This is a genomic window from Cupriavidus sp. 05N38 (genome assembly GCF_056397345.1).
This window is the reverse complement of the sequence record NZ_JBFTNF010000020.1, coordinates 15652-32379: the sequence shown is the minus strand read 5'-3', so window position 1 is coordinate 32379 and position 16728 is coordinate 15652. Positions and strand designations below refer to the sequence as shown.

Sequence of the window (16728 nt, the reverse complement as noted above, 5' to 3'; positions counted from 1 at the left end):
CTGGTAGGTATCGCTCAAAAGAGTATCACTTTCGCGGGCGGCGTACTGAACGGCCCGCGGGACGGGGCCTGGCGGGCAGCACGGACATGCCGCTTCGCGCCGTGATGCCGGCGCCGGGCAATTTTTCCATCACATTCGCGACGCGGGTCGCACGGCCCGCCGCAAGCCCGCGCAAAAGCAGCGCGCGGCGGTCGCAAAAAACAGAAAAGCCCACCGATAAGGGGCGGGCTTTTTAGTAGAATACGGTCTGGTTGCGGGAGCAGGACTCGAACCTGCGACCTTCGGGTTATGAGCCCGACGAGCTGCCAACTGCTCCACCCCGCGTCAGAGGGGCGTACTATACGCCACTGAAGCGGATATGTGAAGCGTTTTCGGCATCTTTCCTTGACAGTGTTTACGTAAACCTGTAAAAGCAAGTGGGCGCATTTTTTGCGCTCAAAAGAGGAATCTTCATGGAAACTGGTACCGTCAAGTTCTTCAACGCCCAGAAGGGTTTTGGCTTCATTACCCCCGACGCCGGTGGCAAGGACTTGTTCGTCCACATCTCTCAGGTTCGCGGGGGTGCTCCGCTGCAAGACAACCAGCGAGTGCAATACCAGTCGCAACAGGGCAAGAAAGGCCCTGAAGCGGCCAATGTTTCCCCCGTTTGAACCCGCCGCTTTGCGGCAATGCTAAAGGACAGAATTGACTAAGATCGTCTTGAAACCCGGTGAGCCCGTTGAAGTTGCAATGCGGCGTTTCCGTAGGGCCATCCTCCAGACCGGCCTGATCGTTGAACTCAAGAGCCGTACCGCTTACGAGAAGCCCACGACCGAGCGCAAGCGCAAGAAGAAGGCAGCGGAATCGCGCCTTCGCAAACGTCTGCGCATGCAAATGCTGCCGAAGAAGATGTACTGATTCTGGCATTGCAAGCGGCGAGCGTGCTTCAGCGCGATTTGCCGCAGGCCGCGTGGGCCGTATGAATCCGCCAATCGTCACCTGGCGGATTTTCGTATTGGCGCGGCGCGGCCGGTAGTCCGGCCCTTCGGGGCCAGGCTTCCGCCACCCGCCCGACTCTTCCTGCGCTTCACCCTGCCCGTCGTTCCAGCGGAACCGAATGCGGCTGGTGTGTTGTATGCGCTCGCCTGTCCGGCGTGCCGCACATTCTCCCCGCCCCGCGCATTCCCCCCTGCTTCCCCGCCTGTTTCCCCGCTTTGATTCGCCCCGGCAACCGCCACGCCAGGGTATTGTGCCGCCTGTCGCTCGCGCAAGGCAGACCGCCCCGGCGGCCCGCCTGCACCGCCGGCTGCCGCGTCAGCTGCGCGCGGCGATCAGCGCGCCGGCGCCGATCAGCGTGATGCCGCCTGCCCGCTGCACGTTGGCCTGCGCGCGCCGCGTGGTCAGGCGGGTCGCCAGCGCACGCGCCAGCATGGCGTAGATCGCGGCGTTGGCCGTGGCCATCACGACGAAGGTGGGAATCAGCACCACTGCCTGCGGCCAGAATGCCTGGCGGGCATCGAGGAACTGCGGCACGAAGGCCACGAAGAAAACGATGCTCTTGGGGTTGAGCGCCGTCACCAGCCAGGCTTTGCCAAAGCGCTGCCTGCTGCTGCCGGACTGCGACTTGACCGCCATTGCGCTCGCGCGCGATGCGCCGCGCAGGGCCTGGATGCCCAGGTAGACCAGGTAGGCGGCACCGGCCCACTTCAGTGCCGTGAAGAGCGCCGCCGAGGTGGCGAGCACCGCGCCGAGCCCGGCCATCGACAAGGTGAAGGCGGTCAGGTCGCCGGCTGCCACGCCGGCCACCGTCGCGTAGGCCGAGCGGCCGCGATGGGCAAGTGCATCGCCAATCACGAGCAGGATGGTCGGCCCCGGGATGATCAGCACCACGATGCTTGTCAGCACGAATGCCAGCCAGTGTTCGAAAGACATTGCGGCTCCTCTGGGGATACTGGAATATCCGGCGCGCCGTTCAGGCGGCCGGCATCGGGAAGACAAGGCAGGTCGTGGTCGCGTAGGCGTACAGCTTGCCTTGCGTATCGATGATACGACCCTCGGCGATGCCGATCTGCGTGCTCAGGTTGATCACCTTGCCTTCCGCGCGGATCGGCCCCGTGCGGGTGGTCAGCGGCCGCACGTAGTTCACCTTGAGTTCCAGCGTAGTGTAGCCCTTGCCCGCCGGCAGCATGGTGTGCACGGCGCAGCCCACGCAGGAATCGAGCAGCGTTGCGGCATAGCCGCCGTGCACGGTGCCGATGGGATTGTAGTGCTGCGGCCCGGGCGTGCCCTGGAAGACAAAGCGCCCGGACCCGAATTCCACCGGCACGAAATCCATCAATTGCGCGATGGGTGCGCCGGGCACATTGCCCGCCATCATGTCCTCGAAGAACTGCAGGCCGGTCCGTTCGGCCAGCTGCGCCATCGTCGCCACGCCGGGCTCGCCCAGCCTTGCACGTGCCCGGCGTTCATCCTCCTGCCACTGGGCCAGTACGTCCTCTGCACTCATTGGTCGGTCTCCTTTTCGTCCTTGTGGCCTGAATATTCTGTCCGGCGCCCGGCTGCAGGGCACAGGCTGCCAGCCAGCAAGATAACTGCTTCCGGCATTCCTTGCTGCGGCGCGCCACAAAACATCCCTCCCACTGCCTGCATAATGGTGGATATTGCGCCAGCGGCGCGCATTCTTTCCCGGTCCTGCCTTGACTGCCATTCTCGAACTACGCAACGTAAGCAAGCAATACGGCGACACCATGGTGGTGAACGACCTGAGCCTGCGCGTGCAGCGCGGCCAGTGCTTCGGCCTGCTGGGGCCCAATGGCGCCGGCAAGACCACCACGCTGCGGCTGCTGCTCGGCCTGACCACGCCGGCTTCCGGCACGCTCACACTGTGCGGCGAGCCGATCCCGCAGCGCGCGCCGCAGGCGCGCATGCGGGTGGGCGTGGTGCCGCAGTTCGACAACCTGGATCCGGATTTCACGGTGGTCGAGAACCTGCGCATCTTTGGCCGCTACTTCGGCCTGGAGCGCGCCGAGATCGAGCGCCGCGTACCGGCACTGCTGGAGTTCGCCCGGCTCGAGAGCCGCGCCGGCGCGCAGGTGCGTGATCTTTCGGGCGGCATGCGCCGGCGCCTGACGGTCGCGCGCGCGCTGATCAACGACCCCGACCTGCTGGTCATGGACGAACCCACCACCGGCCTGGACCCGCAGGCACGCCACCTGATCTGGGAGCGCCTGAAATCGCTGCTGGCCAGCGGCAAGACCATCCTGCTGACCACGCACTTCATGGAAGAGGCAGAGCGCCTGTGCAACTACCTGTGCGTGATCGACGGTGGCAGCAAGATCGCGCAAGGCAAGCCGCACGAACTGATCGACAGCCAGATCGGCTGCGATGTGGTGGAGGTCTACGGCGACAACCTGGCGCCGCTGCGTGGCGAGTTGCAGCCACTGGCCATACGCACCGAGATGAGCGGCGAGACGCTGTTCTGCTATGTGAAGGAGCCGGCCCCGCTGCTGGCGGCGTTGCATGGCCGCGCCGGCGTGCGCTACCTGCACCGGCCGGCCAACCTGGAGGACGTCTTCCTCAAGCTGACCGGGCGCGAGATGCGCGACTGAAGCGCGCCTCGCCAAGGCGAGGCCGACCAAACGGATCGAACGATTGAACATGAGCGAACAAGACCCCCGCCCGAGCGGTACGCCAGCGGCCACCGCGCCGCCGCGCATGCCCGCGCCGCCGCAGCACTACCCGCAGCCGCTGCTGCCCTTGAACGCGCGCAACTGGACCATGGTCTGGTATCGCAACTTCATGGTGTGGAAGAAGCTGGCGATCCCCTCCATGATCGGCAACCTGGCCGATCCGATGATCTACCTGTTCGGCCTGGGCCTCGGGCTGGGCCTGCTGGTCGGCCAGGTCAACGGCGTGTCCTATATCGCCTTCCTCGCCGCCGGCACCACCGCATCCAGCGTGATGATGTCGGCCAGCTTCGAGTCGATGTATTCGGCCTTCTCGCGCATGCACGTGCAGCGCACCTGGGAGGCCATCATGCATGCGCCCCTGACCCTGGGCGATGTCGTGCTGGGCGAGATCATGTGGGCCGCCAGCAAGGCGGTGCTGTCGGGCCTGGCGATCATGCTGGTGGCTGGCGCGCTGGGTTATGCGCAGATGCCCGGCGCGCTGCTGGCGCTGCCGGTGATCGTGCTGGCCGGCATTGCCTTCGCCAGCCTGGCCATGATCGTCACGGCGCTGGCGCCGAGCTATGACTTCTTCATGTTCTACCAGACGCTGGTGATGACGCCGATGCTGCTGCTGTCCGGCGTATTCTTCCCGCTCGAGCAATTGCCCGCCGGAGCGCGGRCCGCCACGCAGCTGCTGCCGCTGGCGCACACGGTTGCGCTGATCCGCCCCATCATGCTGGGGCGCCCGATCGACAACCTGGCGCTGCATCTTGGGGTGCTGTGCGCCTATGCGGCGGTGGCCCTGGTAGTGGCGCTGATGCTGCTGCGCCGCAGGCTGTTGCGATGAGCCGCCAGATGCAAGGAAGCGGCCGTAGCACCAGCATCGTCGCCAGCCACGCCGCCCTGCTCGCGGCGCTCACGACATGTACGCTGCTGGGCGCCTGCAGCGTGGTCGGCGCCACCGTGGCCGTGGGCAGTGCCGTGGTGTCCACCGCGGCCACCGTGGGCTCCGCTGCCGTCAGCGTGACCACCACCGCCGTCGAAACCACGTATGGCGTCACCAAGGCCGGCGTGCAGGCAGTGGCCGGCAGCAGCGACTAGCGGCTGCTGCCGGCCACTGCCAGCGGCCTCAGCCCTGCAGTCCGCGCAGCAGGTCGGCCTTCAGGTCTTCCACCGACTCCAGGCCCACCGCCATGCGGATCAGCCCCTCGCCGATGCCGGCCGCGGCCTTGGCTTCCGGGCTGACACGCGCATGCGTGGTGGTGTACGGGTGCGTCACGGTGGTGCGTGTGTCGCCCAGGTTGCCGGTGATCGAGCACACGCGGGTGTTGTCGATCACGCGCCAGGCATTGGCACGCTGTTGCTCCGGCGTATCGCCCTTGAGCTCGAACGACACGATGGCGCCGCCCCCGCTCTGCTGGCGCCGGGCCACTTCGTACTGCGGGTGCGATTTCAGTGCGGGGTGGTAGACGCGCGCGACCGCGGGRTGCGACTCCAGGAATTCCGCCAGCACCAGCGCGCTCGCGCTGTGGCGCTCCATGCGGATCGCCAGCGTCTCCATCCCCTTGAGCAACACCCACGCATTGAAGGCGGACAGCGTCGGACCGGCCGTGCGCACGAAGGGGAATACCTTGCCCATGATGAAGTCGTGCGAACCGACCACGGCGCCGCCGAGCACGCGGCCCTGGCCGTCGATATGCTTGGTGGCCGAGTGCACGACGATGTCGGCGCCGAACTTCATCGGCTGCTGCAGCGCCGGCGAACAGAAGCAGTTATCCACCACCAGCAGCGCACCGGCATTGTGGGCGATGTCCGCAACCGCGGCGATGTCGGCCACTTCGGTAAGCGGGTTGGACGGCGTCTCCAGGAAGAACAGCTTGGTGTTGGGCTTGACCGCCGCGCGCCAGGCGCCGAGGTCGGTGCCGTCGACGAAGGTGGTCTCCACGCCGAACTTGGCGAAGATATTGGAGAACAGCGTCATGGTCGAGCCGAAGATGGCCCGCGAGCTGACCAGGTGATCGCCCGCCTGCGTCGATGACATCACGATCGACATGATCGCGCTCATGCCCGATGCCGTGGCCATGCAGGCCTCGGCGCCTTCCAGCGCGGCCAGGCGCGTCTGGAACATCGCCACGGTGGGGTTGGTGAAGCGCGAATAGGTGAAGCCCGTCTCCGAATTGGCAAAGCGTTCCGCGGCTTCGGCGGCGCTGTTGAAGCAGAAGCTGGAGGTCAGGTACATCGCCTCCGAGTGCTCCATGAACTCGCTGCGCATGGTGCCGGCGCGCACGCCGAGCGTATCGATGCCGAGGGAGTCGAGGGGAAGCGGTTCGTTCATGATGGACAGGCGGTGATACCCGCGCGGTTATAGGTAAAAGCGGTGCAAACGTCGGATGCGCTGAACACGTTGCGCCGGCCACCGGGTCGTACGGGTGCGGCCGGCAACAAAAAGCCCGTGCGATCCATTGGCCTGGCTGGCCGAATCGACGGGCTGCTTGTGTCTGGGAGGATAGGCTCCGCGCTGCGGCGGGATGCAGGCTTGCCTTCGTGCCTTCGGTGCGCACGACCGGGAAGCCGGCCTTCCGCTTTAGCTGTTTCGGGCATTTCCCTGTGACGGGTCATTTCCTGTTCCGGCAATCACGCTCCGGCAGGACCCGCGTCCGCAAGCTGACAATCAAATCGACGCCCGGCCATGTTACGGCCGGGCCCGGTCTGCGTCAACTCCACGGCGCGCGCCGGCGCGGCTGCCCGGACTTACTCGTTGCTGCCCGAGCGCTGCAGGTGCAGCTGCGAGCGCTCTGCATCGCCGCCGGTGCCGTCGCGGTCGGCCTGGCTGCGCGCCGTTTCCAGGCGTTCGAGGTAGGCCTCGTCGATATCGCCGGTGACGTAGCGGCCATCGAAGCACGAGGCGTCGAAGTCGTTCAGCTTGGGGTTGATATCGCGCACGGCCTGCTTCATCGCATCGACATCCTGGTAGACCAGCTTGTCCGCGCCGATGATCTTTGCGATCTCTTCATGGCTGCGGCCGTGGGCGACCAGTTCGCTGCGGGTCGGCATGTCGATGCCGTAGACGTTGGGGAACTTCACCGGCGGCGCGGCCGAAGCGAAGATGACCTTGTTGGCGCCGGCGTCGCGCGCCATCTGCACGATCTCGAACGAGGTGGTGCCGCGCACGATGGAGTCGTCCACGATCAGCACGTTCTTGCCCTTGAACTCCACGCCCATGGCATTGAGCTTCTGGCGCACGGACTTCTTGCGCACCGCCTGGCCCGGCATGATGAAGGTACGGCCCACGTAGCGGTTCTTGAAGAACCCTTCGCGATAGCCGACGCCCAGCTTGTTGGCCACCTGCATGGCCGCGGGGCGGCTGGAATCGGGAATCGGCATCACCACGTCGATGTCGCCGGCGGAGATTTCGCTGCGGATCTTCTCGGCCAGGTAGTCGCCCATGCGCAGGCGCGCGTCGTACACGGGCACGCCATCGATGCACGAGTCCGGGCGCGCCAGGTAGACGTACTCGAAGATGCAGGGCGTGAGCACCGGATTGTCGGCGCACTGCTGCGTGTAGAGCTTGCCGTCGAGGTCGATGAAGATGGCCTCGCCGGGCGCAACGTCGCGCTCGAGCTTGTAGCCGATGCCTTCGAGCGCCACCGATTCGGAAGCAACCATCCACTCCTTGCCGGTCGGCGTTTCGACGCTGCCCAGGCACAGCGGACGGATGCCGAACGGGTCGCGCACGGCCAGCATGCCGTAGCCGGCGATCTGCGCGGCGATGGCGTACGAGCCGCGCACGCGGCGGTGCATGCCGGCCACGGCCCTGAAGATGGTGGCCGGGTCCAGCGCGAGGCCGCTGCTGGCGCGCTGCAGTTCGTCGGCCAGCACGTTGAGCAGCACTTCGGTGTCGGAGTGCGTGTTGATGTGGCGACGGTCGCGGCTGAACAGCTCCTCGTGCAACTGCTTCCAGTTGGTCAGGTTGCCGTTGTGGGCCAGGATCACGCCGTAGGGCGCATTGACGTAGAACGGCTGGGCTTCTTCCTCGCTCGAAGCCGAACCGGCGGTGGGGTAACGCACCTGGCCGATGCCGGCGGCACCGGGCAGGCCGCGCATATTGCGCGTGCGAAACACGTCGCGCACCAGGCCGTTGGCCTTGTGCATGTGGAAGGTGCTGCCATTCGCGGTAGCGATGCCGGCCGCATCCTGTCCACGATGTTGCAACAGCAGCAGGCTGTCGTAAATCAATTGGTTAACGGGCGTGGAGGAAACCACACCGACGATACCGCACATGCCAAGCTCCCAGGAAAAGCGTTTGAATCGGGGCGCGGCCCTGCCCTTGTAGGACGGGGCCCGCGTACTACCGGCCGGGGGATCTGCCCGGCCTCATGTCTTGACGTACTTGGCGACTTCCGGCGGCAACCACGGCCGCAGCGACTCCATCGCCTGCATCACGTAGGGCCGGGACAGCGCATCGCGCCAGAACGCCTCTTCAGGCAGTTTGGTGAGCCCGGCCAGGGTCACCACGAACATCACCACCAGCACGCCGCGCAGCAGGCCGAACACCAGCCCCAGGCCGCGGTCTGCGGGCTTGAGCCCGGTTTTTTCCAGCAACTGGCCCAGCACGGCGCCGGCCAGCCCCGCGGCGATCACCGTGCCGATGAACAGCACGCCGAACCCGAGCGCGCCACGCGCCAGCTCGCCGCCCGGCACCGACTCCGGAATCCAGCGCGCCGCCGTGCCGGCGAAGTGATAGGCCACCAGGAACGCCACCACCCAGCCGATCAGCGCAAGCACTTCGCGCACCAGGCCGCGCAGCACGCCGATCAGGCTGGAAGCAATCAGGATAAAGGCGACGCTGTAATCGAAGAAAGTCGGATGCATGCAAATACGGTGTCACGAGGCGGCTGCCGGACGGATCCGGGGCCGCCACCGCTTCATTGTTCGATCACCTTGGCGGTCAGGCCCGCGGCGCGTACCCGCTTTTCGGCCGCATCGGCCGCTTCGCGGTCGGAAAACGGGCCAGCCCGCAGCAGGACGCGCTCGCCATCGGCCAGCACCTTCTTCTCGATATAGGCCGGCACCTTGCTGGCCTTGAGCTTGGCCAGCCATCCCTTGGCCTTGTCTTCCGAGGAGAAGGCCCCGACCAGCACCAGGAACTTGCCGCTGCCGGTCTTGGCCTCGGCGCGCGCTGCGGGCTTGTCGGCAGGCTTGTCGGACTTATCGGACTTATCGGACTTGTCGGACTTGTCGCTGGCGACAGGCGCCGCGGCGGCGGGCTTGCCGTCGCCGGTATCGGCCACCAGTTCCTCGCCGGCGTCCAGCCCCTGGGTATCCGCCTTGGATTGCGGCGTCGGCGGCAGCGGATCCGCCTTGCGGGTATCGGCCTTGGCCTTGGCCCCGCCCTGGCCGCCGTCGACCCGCACGGAGATATTCTCGACGAGCGGGCGCGGCTGGGTCTCGAAGACGATCGGCAGCACGATGACCGCCGCGACCATCAGCACCACGGCCCCGATCAGGCGCCGGCGCGCCCGCTGCTTCTGCGGGAATTCCGGGTCGAGCGTGTCGTCCGCGTACTCCTCGGCCAGGCGTCGCGACGAGGCGATGCCCGCACCCGGGTCCGAACGCGAGCGGCGCCCGCGCTCCGGTGCCGGGGCATTGCCCTTGCGGGAAGAAAACAGCGAAAGCAGGCCCATAGATTGGTTCGGTGCTCCGGCCGGAAACCCGGCCGTTGAAAATGTCGCTCAGTCTGCGCGGCGGTTGGCTCCGGCGTCAGCCCCGGAAGCACGCCTGGCGGCCGCGCACCTCAATTTGCCTGCGTGGCGCGATACGCCATCACCCCCGCCACGGTGTAGAACGATCCGAAGACCAGAATTCTATCATTCTCGGTCGCCCTGCCGAGGGCATCCCGGTAAGCCGCCTCGGGGCTGGGAAAACAGGCCGCGGTGGCATCCGGGCCGGGCTGGAAACCGCCCTCTTCCAGCCTTGCGAGCAAATCCGCCGCGCTGGCCGCGCGAGGCGTGGGCAGGTCGCACAGGCACCAGTGATCCACCTTGTCGGCCAACTGACGCAGCACGCCCGCTATGTCCTTGTCTTCCATTGCGCCGAACACGGCATAGGTGTAACGGAAGAAGCCCATATTCTCGAGATTCTGGCCCAGCGTAGCCGCCGCATGCGGGTTGTGCGCCACATCGAGAATCACCGCGGGACGCCCCGGCATGACCTGGAAGCGGCCCGGCAGCTCCACGAAGGCCAGCCCGTTGCGCACCTCCTGCGCGCTCACCGGCAGGCGCGACCGCATGGCCTGCAGCGCCGCCAGTGCCGCCGAGGCGTTGAGCAACTGGTTGGCACCGCGCAGCGCCGGATAGCCCAGGCCGTTGAGCTTGCGCTCGCGCCCGCTCCACTCCCACTGCTGGCGCTCCTGGCCCTTGGAGGCCTGGCTGCGAAAATCGCGGCCCACCAGCCACAGGTCCGCGCCGATGGCCTGCGCATGGTCGATGACAGACTGCGGCGGCACCGGATCGCCCACGATGGCGGGCACACCGGGGCGGAAGATGCCGGCCTTCTCGTAGCCGATCTTCTCGCGCGTATCGCCCAGGTAGTGCGTGTGGTCGATATCCACGCTGGTCAGCACGGCGCAATCGGTGTCGATCACATTGACCGCGTCCAGCCGGCCGCCCAGTCCCACTTCCAGGACCATGGCGTCGAGCCCCGCCGCGGCGAAGGCTTGGATGATGGCCAGCGTGGTGAACTCGAAATAGGTCAGGCTGACCGGATCGGCAAAGCTGGTGCGCGCACGCTCGACCGCCTCGAAGTGCGGCAGCAACTGCGCATCGGTGGCSWRCTCGCCATTGATGCGCGCGCGCTCRTTGAACGAGATCAGGTGCGGCGAGGTATGGCAGCCCACCTTGTAGCCCGCCTCGAGCAGGATGCGCTCCAGCATGGCGCACGTGGAGCCCTTGCCGTTGGTGCCGCCCACCGTGAACACCACCGCATCGATGCGCAGCCCCAGGGCTTCCTTGACGCGGGTGATGCGCGCCAGGCCCATGTCGATGCCGACCGGATGGGCGGTTTCGAGATGGTTGAGCCATTCGGGGAGGGAAGTGAAGATCGGCATGATGGGCGTGGTCTTGTACGGGATGTTGCTGTGGAGCGTTGGGGGCCGAGCGCGGCCCGGGATGCTGGATCTGCCTATAGCTTAGACGCCGGCTGCGGCAATGAGGACGCCAGCGCGAGGAAGGGATATTGGGGCACCTGGGCTAAACTCAACGACCAGGCCGGCATGAGCGCCGCCCCTGCCGAAAGCCGCCCACAAACGAAAAAGCGCGAACGAGCGTCCGCGCTTTCCCTCTCACCGGATCCGGCTGGCGTCCTTACGCTACCGCATCCGCCGGCTGCTTCTGCAGCAGCGCCAGCAACTGCGCGATCTCGTCGCGCATCTTGCGGCGGTCGACGATCATGTCGATCGCGCCCTTCTGCAGCAGGAATTCGGCTCGCTGGAAGCCTTCCGGCAGTTTTTCGCGCACGGTCTGCTCGATCACGCGCGGGCCGGCAAAACCGATCAGCGCCTTGGGCTCGGCGATCACCACGTCGCCGAGGAAGGCGAAGCTGGCGGAGACGCCACCCATGGTGGGGTCGGTCAGCACGCTGATGAACGGCAGCTTGGCAGCCGACAACTGGTTCAGCATCGAGGTCGTCTTGGCCATCTGCAGCAGCGACAGCAGGCTTTCCTGCATGCGCGCGCCGCCGGTGGCGGTGATGCAGATGAACGGCACTTTCTGTTCCAGCGCGGCCTGGGCCCCGCGCACGAAGCGCTCGCCCACCACGGAGCCCATCGAGCCGCCCATGAACTCGAACTCGAAGCAGCTCACCACCACCGGGATCGTATGGATCGCGCCGCCGATGACGACCATGGCATCGGTCTCGCCGGTGTCATCCATGGCGGCCTTGATGCGGTCCGGATATTTCTTGGTGTCCTTGAACTTGAGCGCGTCGACCGGGACAATCTCCTGGCCGATCTCATAGCGGCCTTCGGCGTCCAGCAGCCCGTCCAGGCGCTCGCGCGCGCGGATGCGCATATGGTGGTCGCACTTCGGGCAGACGTGCAGATTGGCCTCGACGTCGGTGCGGTACAGAACCGACTCGCACGACGGGCACTTGACCCACAGCCCTTCCGGAATGCCCTTGCGGGTGGAGGGGTCGGTCTGTTGAATCTTGGGAGGGAGGAGTTTATCCAACCAGCTCATGAAAGGCTCCTTTCGGCACATGCGCGGAACATGTCAGGCCGCGAATTTACCACGCCTGCCGTTCGCAGTCCCCGTTCCGCCGGGTCAATGCGCACGTTGCGGCACTTAACCGCCAAATTCAATGTTGTCGCCGCCGCACCGCCCGCACAAGGCATGCGCGGCGGTGCCGCCCGAATCACCTTCAGGCGTCGAGCGCCTGGCGGATCTCCGCGATAAAGGCCCGCAGCGATTCCACTGCCTGGCCGCGCGGCGCATCTTCGAGCAACTGCACCAGGCGGCTGCCGATCACCACCGCGTCGGCCACGCTGCCGATCGCGCGGGCGGTCTGCGCGTCGCGGATGCCGAAGCCCACGCCCACCGGCAGGTTGGCGTGACGCTTGATCAGCGGAATGCGCGCGGCCACGCTGTCGAGATCCAGCGTAGCCGAGCCGGTCACGCCCTTGAGCGATACATAGTAAAGATAGCCGCTGGCGACCTTGGCCACCGCCTCGATGCGGTCATCGGTGGAGGTCGGCGCCAGCAGGAAGATCGGATCCATGTCGCTGGCGCGCATCAGCGCGGCGAAGGACTCGCACTCCTCGGGCGGATAGTCCACCACCAGCACGCCATCCACGCCGGCCGCGCGCGCGGCGCGGGCGAAGGTTTCCTCCCCCATGCGCTCGATCGGGTTGGCGTAGCCCATCAGCACCACCGGCGTGGCGTTGTCGGTCTGGCGGAACTCGGCCACCCAGGCCAGCACCTGGGTCAGCGACACGCCCTGCGCCAGCGCGCGCTCGGAGGCGCGCTGGATCACCGGGCCGTCGGCCATCGGATCGGAGAACGGCACGCCGAGCTCGATCACGTCGGCGCCGCCCGCCACCAGCGCATGCATCAGCGCGACGGTCAGGCCGGGCTCGGGATCGCCGGCGGTGATGAACGGAATCAGGCCCTTCTTGTTCTGCGCGGCCAGCGCCGCGAAAGTCGATTGGATTCGGGACATGGTCATTTGGCAAAGTTGGGCAGCGGCGTGGACGAGGCAGCCTGCATGGGCTCGTCGTTCGCTGCGGCGATGATCAGGGCGGCGGGCTCGGCCTGCGGCGCGATGATGCACTTGGCGACGCGCTCGCGCGCCACGCTGGCGTACTCGGGATTCATCTCGAACCCGACGAAACGCCGTCCGTGCTGCGCGCAGGCCACCGCGGTGGTGCCGCTGCCGGTGAAGGGATCGAGCACCAGCCCGCCGGGCGGGCAGCTGGCCAGCACCATGCGCTGCACGATGTCGAGCGGCTTCTGGGTCGGGTGGGCGGCGCGCTCCGGGTCCTGGCGGTGAATGCGCGGCACGCTCCACAGGTCCTTCGGGTTGTAGCCCACCTCCAGCCACTTCTTGCCCTCGAAGCGCGGGCGGCTGCGTGCCTTCTTGGTCTCGGCGTCGTACGGCACGCGCACCGGGTCGAGGTCGAAGTAGTAGTCGCGCGCCCGCGCGAAAAAGCCGATGTTGTCGTGCACCGAGGAAAACTTGCGCGTGGTGCCGCCCATGCTCGGCACGCGCCGGTCCCAGATGATCTCGTTGATCATGGTCAGGCGCTGCTTGAGCATCACGAACAGCTCGGGCGAGTACTGCCAGGTGCAGAACAGGTAGAGCGAGCCGCGCGGCGCCAGCTTGGGCACCACGGCGTCGATCCACGCGGCCGACCACTCCAGGTAGGCCGGCCCCGAGAGGCGGTCGGAATCGTTGCCGTAGTCCTTGCCCAGGCCGTAGGGCGGATCGGCCACGATCAGGTCGATCGACTCGTCGGCAAGGCGCTTGATGCCCTCCAGCATGTCTTCCTGGTACAGCAGCAGCTGCGGCGCCGCGCTCGGCGCGGTTGCGGTGCCACCCTCGGTGGCGCCTGGCGTGAACAGATCGCGCATCAGAGCTTCAGCCCCGAACGCTCGGCCACGGTGTGCATGTCCTTGTCGCCGCGCCCGGACAGGTTCACCAGCAGCAGCTGGTCCTTGGGCAAGGTCGGCGCCAGCTTGCAGGCGTAGGCGATGGCRTGGCTCGATTCCAGCGCGGGAATGATGCCCTCGATGCGGCAACAGTCATGGAAGGCCTTGAGCGCTTCCTCGTCGGTGATGGGCACGTATTCGGCGCGGCCGATGTCCTTGAGCCAGGCATGCTCGGGGCCGACGCCCGGGTAGTCCAGGCCCGCCGAGATCGAATGGGTCTCGATGATCTGGCCGTTGGCGTCCTGCAGCAGGTAGGTACGATTGCCGTGCAGCACGCCCGGCGAGCCGCCGATCAGCGCGGCCGCGTGACGGCCGGTGTCGAGCCCGTCGCCGGCGGCTTCGACGCCGATCAGGCGCACGTCCTTGTGCTCGATGTACGGGTAGAAGATGCCCATGGCATTGGAGCCGCCGCCCACGCAGGCGATCACGGCATCAGGCTGGCGGCCGGTCAGCTCGGGCATCTGCACCTTGGATTCTTCGCCGATCACGCACTGGAAGTCGCGCACCATCATCGGGTAGGGATGCGGCCCGGCCACGGTACCGATGATGTAGAAGGTGTTCTCGACGTTGGTGACCCAGTCGCGCATGGCTTCGTTGAGCGCGTCCTTCAGGGTCTTGGAGCCGCTTTCCACCGGCACCACGGTAGCGCCCAGCAGCTTCATGCGGTAGACGTTGGCAGCCTGGCGCTTGACGTCTTCCGAACCCATGTAGACCACGCACTCCATGCCGAAGCGCGCGGCGATGGTGGCCGTGGCCACGCCGTGCTGTCCGGCGCCGGTCTCGGCGATCACGCGGGGCTTGCCCATGCGCTTGGCCAGCAGGGCCTGGCCGATCACGTTGTTGATCTTGTGGGCGCCGGTGTGGTTCAGGTCCTCGCGCTTGAAATAGATCTGCGCGCCGCCGAGCGTCTCGCTCCAGCGCTGCGCATGATAGATCGGCGAGGGGCGGCCGACGAAGTGCTTGAGCTCGCGACGGTATTCCGCATCGAACTCGGGGTCCTTCTGGTAGTGAGCGTAGGCTTCGCGCAGTTCGTCCAGTGCATGCACCAGCGTCTCGGAAACGAAGGAACCACCATAGGGGCCGAAATGGCCACGGGAATCGGGCAGGTCGTACATGTGTCAGCTCGTCTGATCAGGACCCCTGGCCGGTCTGGCAGGAATCCGATGAAATGGGGTCGTGCGCCTGGCAGGCGCGGGGCATGCGGAAAACCGGAAAGCGGCAGATGGGAAGCGCCCGCCTCACCCGGCATCCGCGCTGCGCACTGCGCGCACGAACGCGGCAATCCTGGCGTGATCTTTCACGCCCTTGGCAGCCTCCACGCCGCTGCTTACATCGACAGCGTAAGGCCGCACGCGCTCAATCGCGCCAGCGACGTTTTGCGCGTTCAACCCACCACTCAAAACGATCCGAGGAGCGGCGCTTGCGGGCGGGTTGTGGATAGGCGGAAGCCATGCGGGGGGTATCAGGGTCCAGTCGAAGACGTGGCCGCCACCGCCGTAGCCTTCGACGAAGGCATCGAGCAGCAAGGCAGCGGCATCGCGGTGCAGATTCGCGAATTCTACCAAATCGAGGGCCGGCTGGACGCGTGCCGCACGCAGAAATGGCAACTGGCAACGCCGCGCGATCAGTGCGCAGTCCTCCGGCGTCTCGTCGCCATGGAGCTGCAGTAGCGTAAGCGGCACCCGCTCAGCCACATGCGCGATCTCCTCGGCATCCGCGTTGACGAACAGGCCGACCACGGAGACGAACGGCCCGGCCGCCTCCGCCAGCGCGGCCGCCTGCGCCACCTCGACGTAGCGGGGGCTGCCCGGATAGAACACCAGGCCGATCGCGTCGGCGCCGGCATCGACGGCGGCGCGCACGTCCTCTTCGCGCGTGAGGCCGCAGATCTTGATGCGCGTGCGGCGCGGCGCGGCGGCGGCCGGTTCAGGCAACGGGTTCATCGGCAAACACTCCATGGAACAGGCTGCCGGTCGCGTCGGCGGCGGGCAGGCGGTAGGGCTCAGGATACTTCACGCCGGCCAGGTAGAGGCCATCCGGCATAAAGGTGGGCGCGGCCTTGGCACGGTCGCGCCCGGCCAGGATCTGCGCCAGCCATGACGGCGGGTAACGCCCGCGTCCGACCGCCACCAGGCATCCCATCAGGTTGCGCACCATATGGTGCAGGAAGGCACTGGCGCGAAAGCGCACGAAGAGCCAGTTGCCGTCGGCCTTGAGGCTGACGTCGTACATGGTCTTGACGGGCGACTTGGCCTGGCATTCGGCCGCGCGGAAGGCGGAGAAGTCGTGCTCGCCCAGCAGGCAGCCGGCGGCCTCGCGCATGGCATCCGCATTCAGCCCCTGCCCCGGCGGCAGCATCAGGTAGCCCGCCCTGCCGTGCACCAGCGGTACCCGGTGGGGCCCCACGTAGAGCGCGTAGTAGTACATGCGTTCGAAGGCCAGGAAGCGGGCGTGGAAGCCTTCGTCGACCGGCTGCGCCCACTGCAGCGAGATCGATGGCGGCAGGAAGGCATTGATGCCGCGTACCCACGAGAACGGTTCGCGCGAAAGCTCGGTATCGAGATGAATGACCTGGCCCAGCGCATGCACGCCGCTATCGGTGCGCCCGGCCACCGTGGTGAGCATGCGCGTGCCGGCAAAGCGCTCGATCGCATCCTCGAGCCGGTCCTGCACCGTATTGCGGTGCGGTTGCGACTGCCAGCCTGAGAAGCTGGCACCGTCGTAGTGGAGGCCTAGGGCGATGCGGGTCATGTAACGAAAAGCGGGTGGCGGACGAGGAACAGGAAACCGAACAGCGAGCGAACAGGGAGCGAACGGGAAGCGGCCGGCGCGTGCCGCGGCAACCCCAAAAACAAATGCGCCGGAAGCCACGCTCCCGG

18 protein-coding genes and 1 tRNA gene are annotated in these 16728 nt (G+C 66.7%); 5 read left to right on the top strand and 14 right to left on the bottom strand.

Annotated elements, in window-relative coordinates:
• Positions 1-248: 248 nt before the first annotated feature.
• Positions 249-324: transfer RNA gene (locus AC1DK4_RS16465), tRNA-Met, on the bottom strand.
• Between the two features lie 128 nt (positions 325-452).
• On the opposite strand from AC1DK4_RS16465, the gene AC1DK4_RS16460 reads away from it, so the two are divergent.
• Together AC1DK4_RS16460 and rpsU are read left to right on the top strand one after the other, a co-directional pair.
• A complete protein-coding gene (locus tag AC1DK4_RS16460) occupies positions 453-650 on the top strand; it encodes a cold-shock protein (RefSeq protein ID WP_006158572.1) in 198 nt (65 codons plus the stop codon).
• Positions 651-684: 34 nt separating this feature from the next.
• Positions 685-897, top strand: coding sequence for a 30S ribosomal protein S21 (gene rpsU, locus AC1DK4_RS16455; protein ID WP_006158571.1), 213 nt, complete (start codon positions 685-687; stop codon positions 895-897).
• 396 nt (positions 898-1293) lie between these two features.
• Here rpsU and AC1DK4_RS16450 read toward each other — a convergent pair whose 3' ends face one another.
• Complete coding sequence (locus AC1DK4_RS16450; RefSeq protein WP_441619345.1) at positions 1294-1911, bottom strand: LysE family translocator; 618 nt, start codon at positions 1909-1911, stop codon at positions 1294-1296.
• Positions 1912-1951: 40 nt separating this feature from the next.
• The gene (locus AC1DK4_RS16445) at positions 1952-2485 is read right to left on the bottom strand and encodes a PaaI family thioesterase (RefSeq protein ID WP_441619343.1); all 534 of its coding nucleotides are present in this window, start codon (positions 2483-2485) and stop codon (positions 1952-1954) included.
• Between the two features lie 190 nt (positions 2486-2675).
• Between AC1DK4_RS16445 and nodI the strand changes: the two genes are divergently transcribed.
• The 3 genes from nodI to AC1DK4_RS16430 are packed head-to-tail and all read left to right on the top strand — an operon-like array spanning position 2676 to position 4748.
• Positions 2676-3587 carry a nodulation factor ABC transporter ATP-binding protein NodI gene (gene nodI, locus AC1DK4_RS16440; RefSeq protein ID WP_441619341.1) on the top strand — a complete coding sequence of 304 codons (912 nt, stop codon included), beginning with the start codon at positions 2676-2678 and terminating at the stop codon, positions 3585-3587.
• Positions 3588-3636: 49 nt separating this feature from the next.
• The gene (locus AC1DK4_RS16435) at positions 3637-4494 is read left to right on the top strand and encodes an ABC transporter permease (RefSeq protein WP_477131645.1); all 858 of its coding nucleotides are present in this window, start codon (positions 3637-3639) and stop codon (positions 4492-4494) included.
• An 8-nt stretch (positions 4495-4502) separates the two neighbouring features.
• Positions 4503-4748, top strand: coding sequence for a hypothetical protein (locus tag AC1DK4_RS16430; protein WP_441619337.1), 246 nt, complete (start codon positions 4503-4505; stop codon positions 4746-4748).
• A gap of 28 nt (positions 4749-4776) precedes the next feature.
• Here the strand turns inward: AC1DK4_RS16430 and AC1DK4_RS16425 are convergent, their stop codons facing one another.
• From AC1DK4_RS16425 to truA, 11 genes are all read right to left on the bottom strand, one after another.
• Positions 4777-5982 (bottom strand): O-succinylhomoserine sulfhydrylase, encoded by a 1206-nt coding sequence (locus tag AC1DK4_RS16425; protein WP_441619335.1) that lies wholly within the window; start codon positions 5980-5982, stop codon positions 4777-4779.
• Between the two features lie 416 nt (positions 5983-6398).
• Positions 6399-7928: an amidophosphoribosyltransferase gene (gene purF / locus AC1DK4_RS16420; RefSeq protein ID WP_441619334.1), complete on the bottom strand. Its 1530-nt coding sequence runs from the start codon at positions 7926-7928 to the stop codon at positions 6399-6401.
• 93 nt (positions 7929-8021) lie between these two features.
• Positions 8022-8519: a CvpA family protein gene (locus AC1DK4_RS16415; protein WP_441619332.1), complete on the bottom strand. Its 498-nt coding sequence runs from the start codon at positions 8517-8519 to the stop codon at positions 8022-8024.
• A 53-nt stretch (positions 8520-8572) separates the two neighbouring features.
• Entirely contained in the window at positions 8573-9331 is a 759-nt protein-coding gene (locus AC1DK4_RS16410; RefSeq protein WP_441619330.1) for an SPOR domain-containing protein, read from the bottom strand.
• A 110-nt stretch (positions 9332-9441) separates the two neighbouring features.
• On the bottom strand, positions 9442-10752 hold the full coding sequence (gene folC / locus AC1DK4_RS16405; protein WP_477131644.1) for a bifunctional tetrahydrofolate synthase/dihydrofolate synthase: 1311 nt from the start codon (positions 10750-10752) through the stop codon (positions 9442-9444).
• 256 nt (positions 10753-11008) lie between these two features.
• A complete protein-coding gene (gene accD / locus AC1DK4_RS16400) occupies positions 11009-11881 on the bottom strand; it encodes an acetyl-CoA carboxylase, carboxyltransferase subunit beta (protein ID WP_441619326.1) in 873 nt (290 codons plus the stop codon).
• A 181-nt stretch (positions 11882-12062) separates the two neighbouring features.
• Positions 12063-12860 carry a tryptophan synthase subunit alpha gene (trpA, locus tag AC1DK4_RS16395; protein ID WP_441619324.1) on the bottom strand — a complete coding sequence of 266 codons (798 nt, stop codon included), beginning with the start codon at positions 12858-12860 and terminating at the stop codon, positions 12063-12065.
• A 2-nt stretch (positions 12861-12862) separates the two neighbouring features.
• Positions 12863-13771, bottom strand: coding sequence for a DNA-methyltransferase (locus AC1DK4_RS16390; RefSeq protein ID WP_441619322.1), 909 nt, complete (start codon positions 13769-13771; stop codon positions 12863-12865).
• A complete protein-coding gene (gene trpB, locus AC1DK4_RS16385; protein WP_441619320.1) occupies positions 13771-14964 on the bottom strand; it encodes a tryptophan synthase subunit beta in 1194 nt (397 codons plus the stop codon). The genes AC1DK4_RS16390 and trpB overlap by 1 nt, the downstream gene beginning before the upstream one ends.
• A 123-nt stretch (positions 14965-15087) precedes the next feature.
• Positions 15088-15792: a phosphoribosylanthranilate isomerase gene (locus AC1DK4_RS16380; RefSeq protein WP_441619318.1), complete on the bottom strand. Its 705-nt coding sequence runs from the start codon at positions 15790-15792 to the stop codon at positions 15088-15090.
• Positions 15776-16600 carry a tRNA pseudouridine(38-40) synthase TruA gene (truA, locus tag AC1DK4_RS16375; protein ID WP_441619316.1) on the bottom strand — a complete coding sequence of 275 codons (825 nt, stop codon included), beginning with the start codon at positions 16598-16600 and terminating at the stop codon, positions 15776-15778. The genes AC1DK4_RS16380 and truA overlap by 17 nt, the downstream gene beginning before the upstream one ends.
• Positions 16601-16728 lie beyond the last annotated feature (128 nt).

Bases quoted from the DNA above. Each gene is read 5' to 3' on its own strand.
- AC1DK4_RS16445 (WP_441619343.1), bottom strand. From the start codon at position 2,485: ATGAGTGCAGAGGACGTACTGGCCCAGTGGCAGGAGGATGAACGCCGG.
- AC1DK4_RS16415 (WP_441619332.1), bottom strand. From the start codon at position 8,519: ATGCATCCGACTTTCTTCGATTACAGCGTCGCCTTTATCCTGATTGCT.
- AC1DK4_RS16380 (WP_441619318.1), bottom strand. From the start codon at position 15,792: ATGAACCCGTTGCCTGAACCGGCCGCCGCCGCGCCGCGCCGCACGCGC.
- AC1DK4_RS16450 (WP_441619345.1), bottom strand. From the start codon at position 1,911: ATGTCTTTCGAACACTGGCTGGCATTCGTGCTGACAAGCATCGTGGTG.
- trpA (WP_441619324.1), bottom strand. From the start codon at position 12,860: ATGTCCCGAATCCAATCGACTTTCGCGGCGCTGGCCGCGCAGAACAAG.
- AC1DK4_RS16390 (WP_441619322.1), bottom strand. From the start codon at position 13,771: ATGCGCGATCTGTTCACGCCAGGCGCCACCGAGGGTGGCACCGCAACC.
- AC1DK4_RS16430 (WP_441619337.1), top strand. From the start codon at position 4,503: ATGCAAGGAAGCGGCCGTAGCACCAGCATCGTCGCCAGCCACGCCGCC.
- AC1DK4_RS16410 (WP_441619330.1), bottom strand. From the start codon at position 9,331: ATGGGCCTGCTTTCGCTGTTTTCTTCCCGCAAGGGCAATGCCCCGGCA.
- AC1DK4_RS16460 (WP_006158572.1), top strand. From the start codon at position 453: ATGGAAACTGGTACCGTCAAGTTCTTCAACGCCCAGAAGGGTTTTGGC.
- purF (WP_441619334.1), bottom strand. From the start codon at position 7,928: ATGTGCGGTATCGTCGGTGTGGTTTCCTCCACGCCCGTTAACCAATTG.
- accD (WP_441619326.1), bottom strand. From the start codon at position 11,881: ATGAGCTGGTTGGATAAACTCCTCCCTCCCAAGATTCAACAGACCGAC.
- truA (WP_441619316.1), bottom strand. From the start codon at position 16,600: ATGACCCGCATCGCCCTAGGCCTCCACTACGACGGTGCCAGCTTCTCA.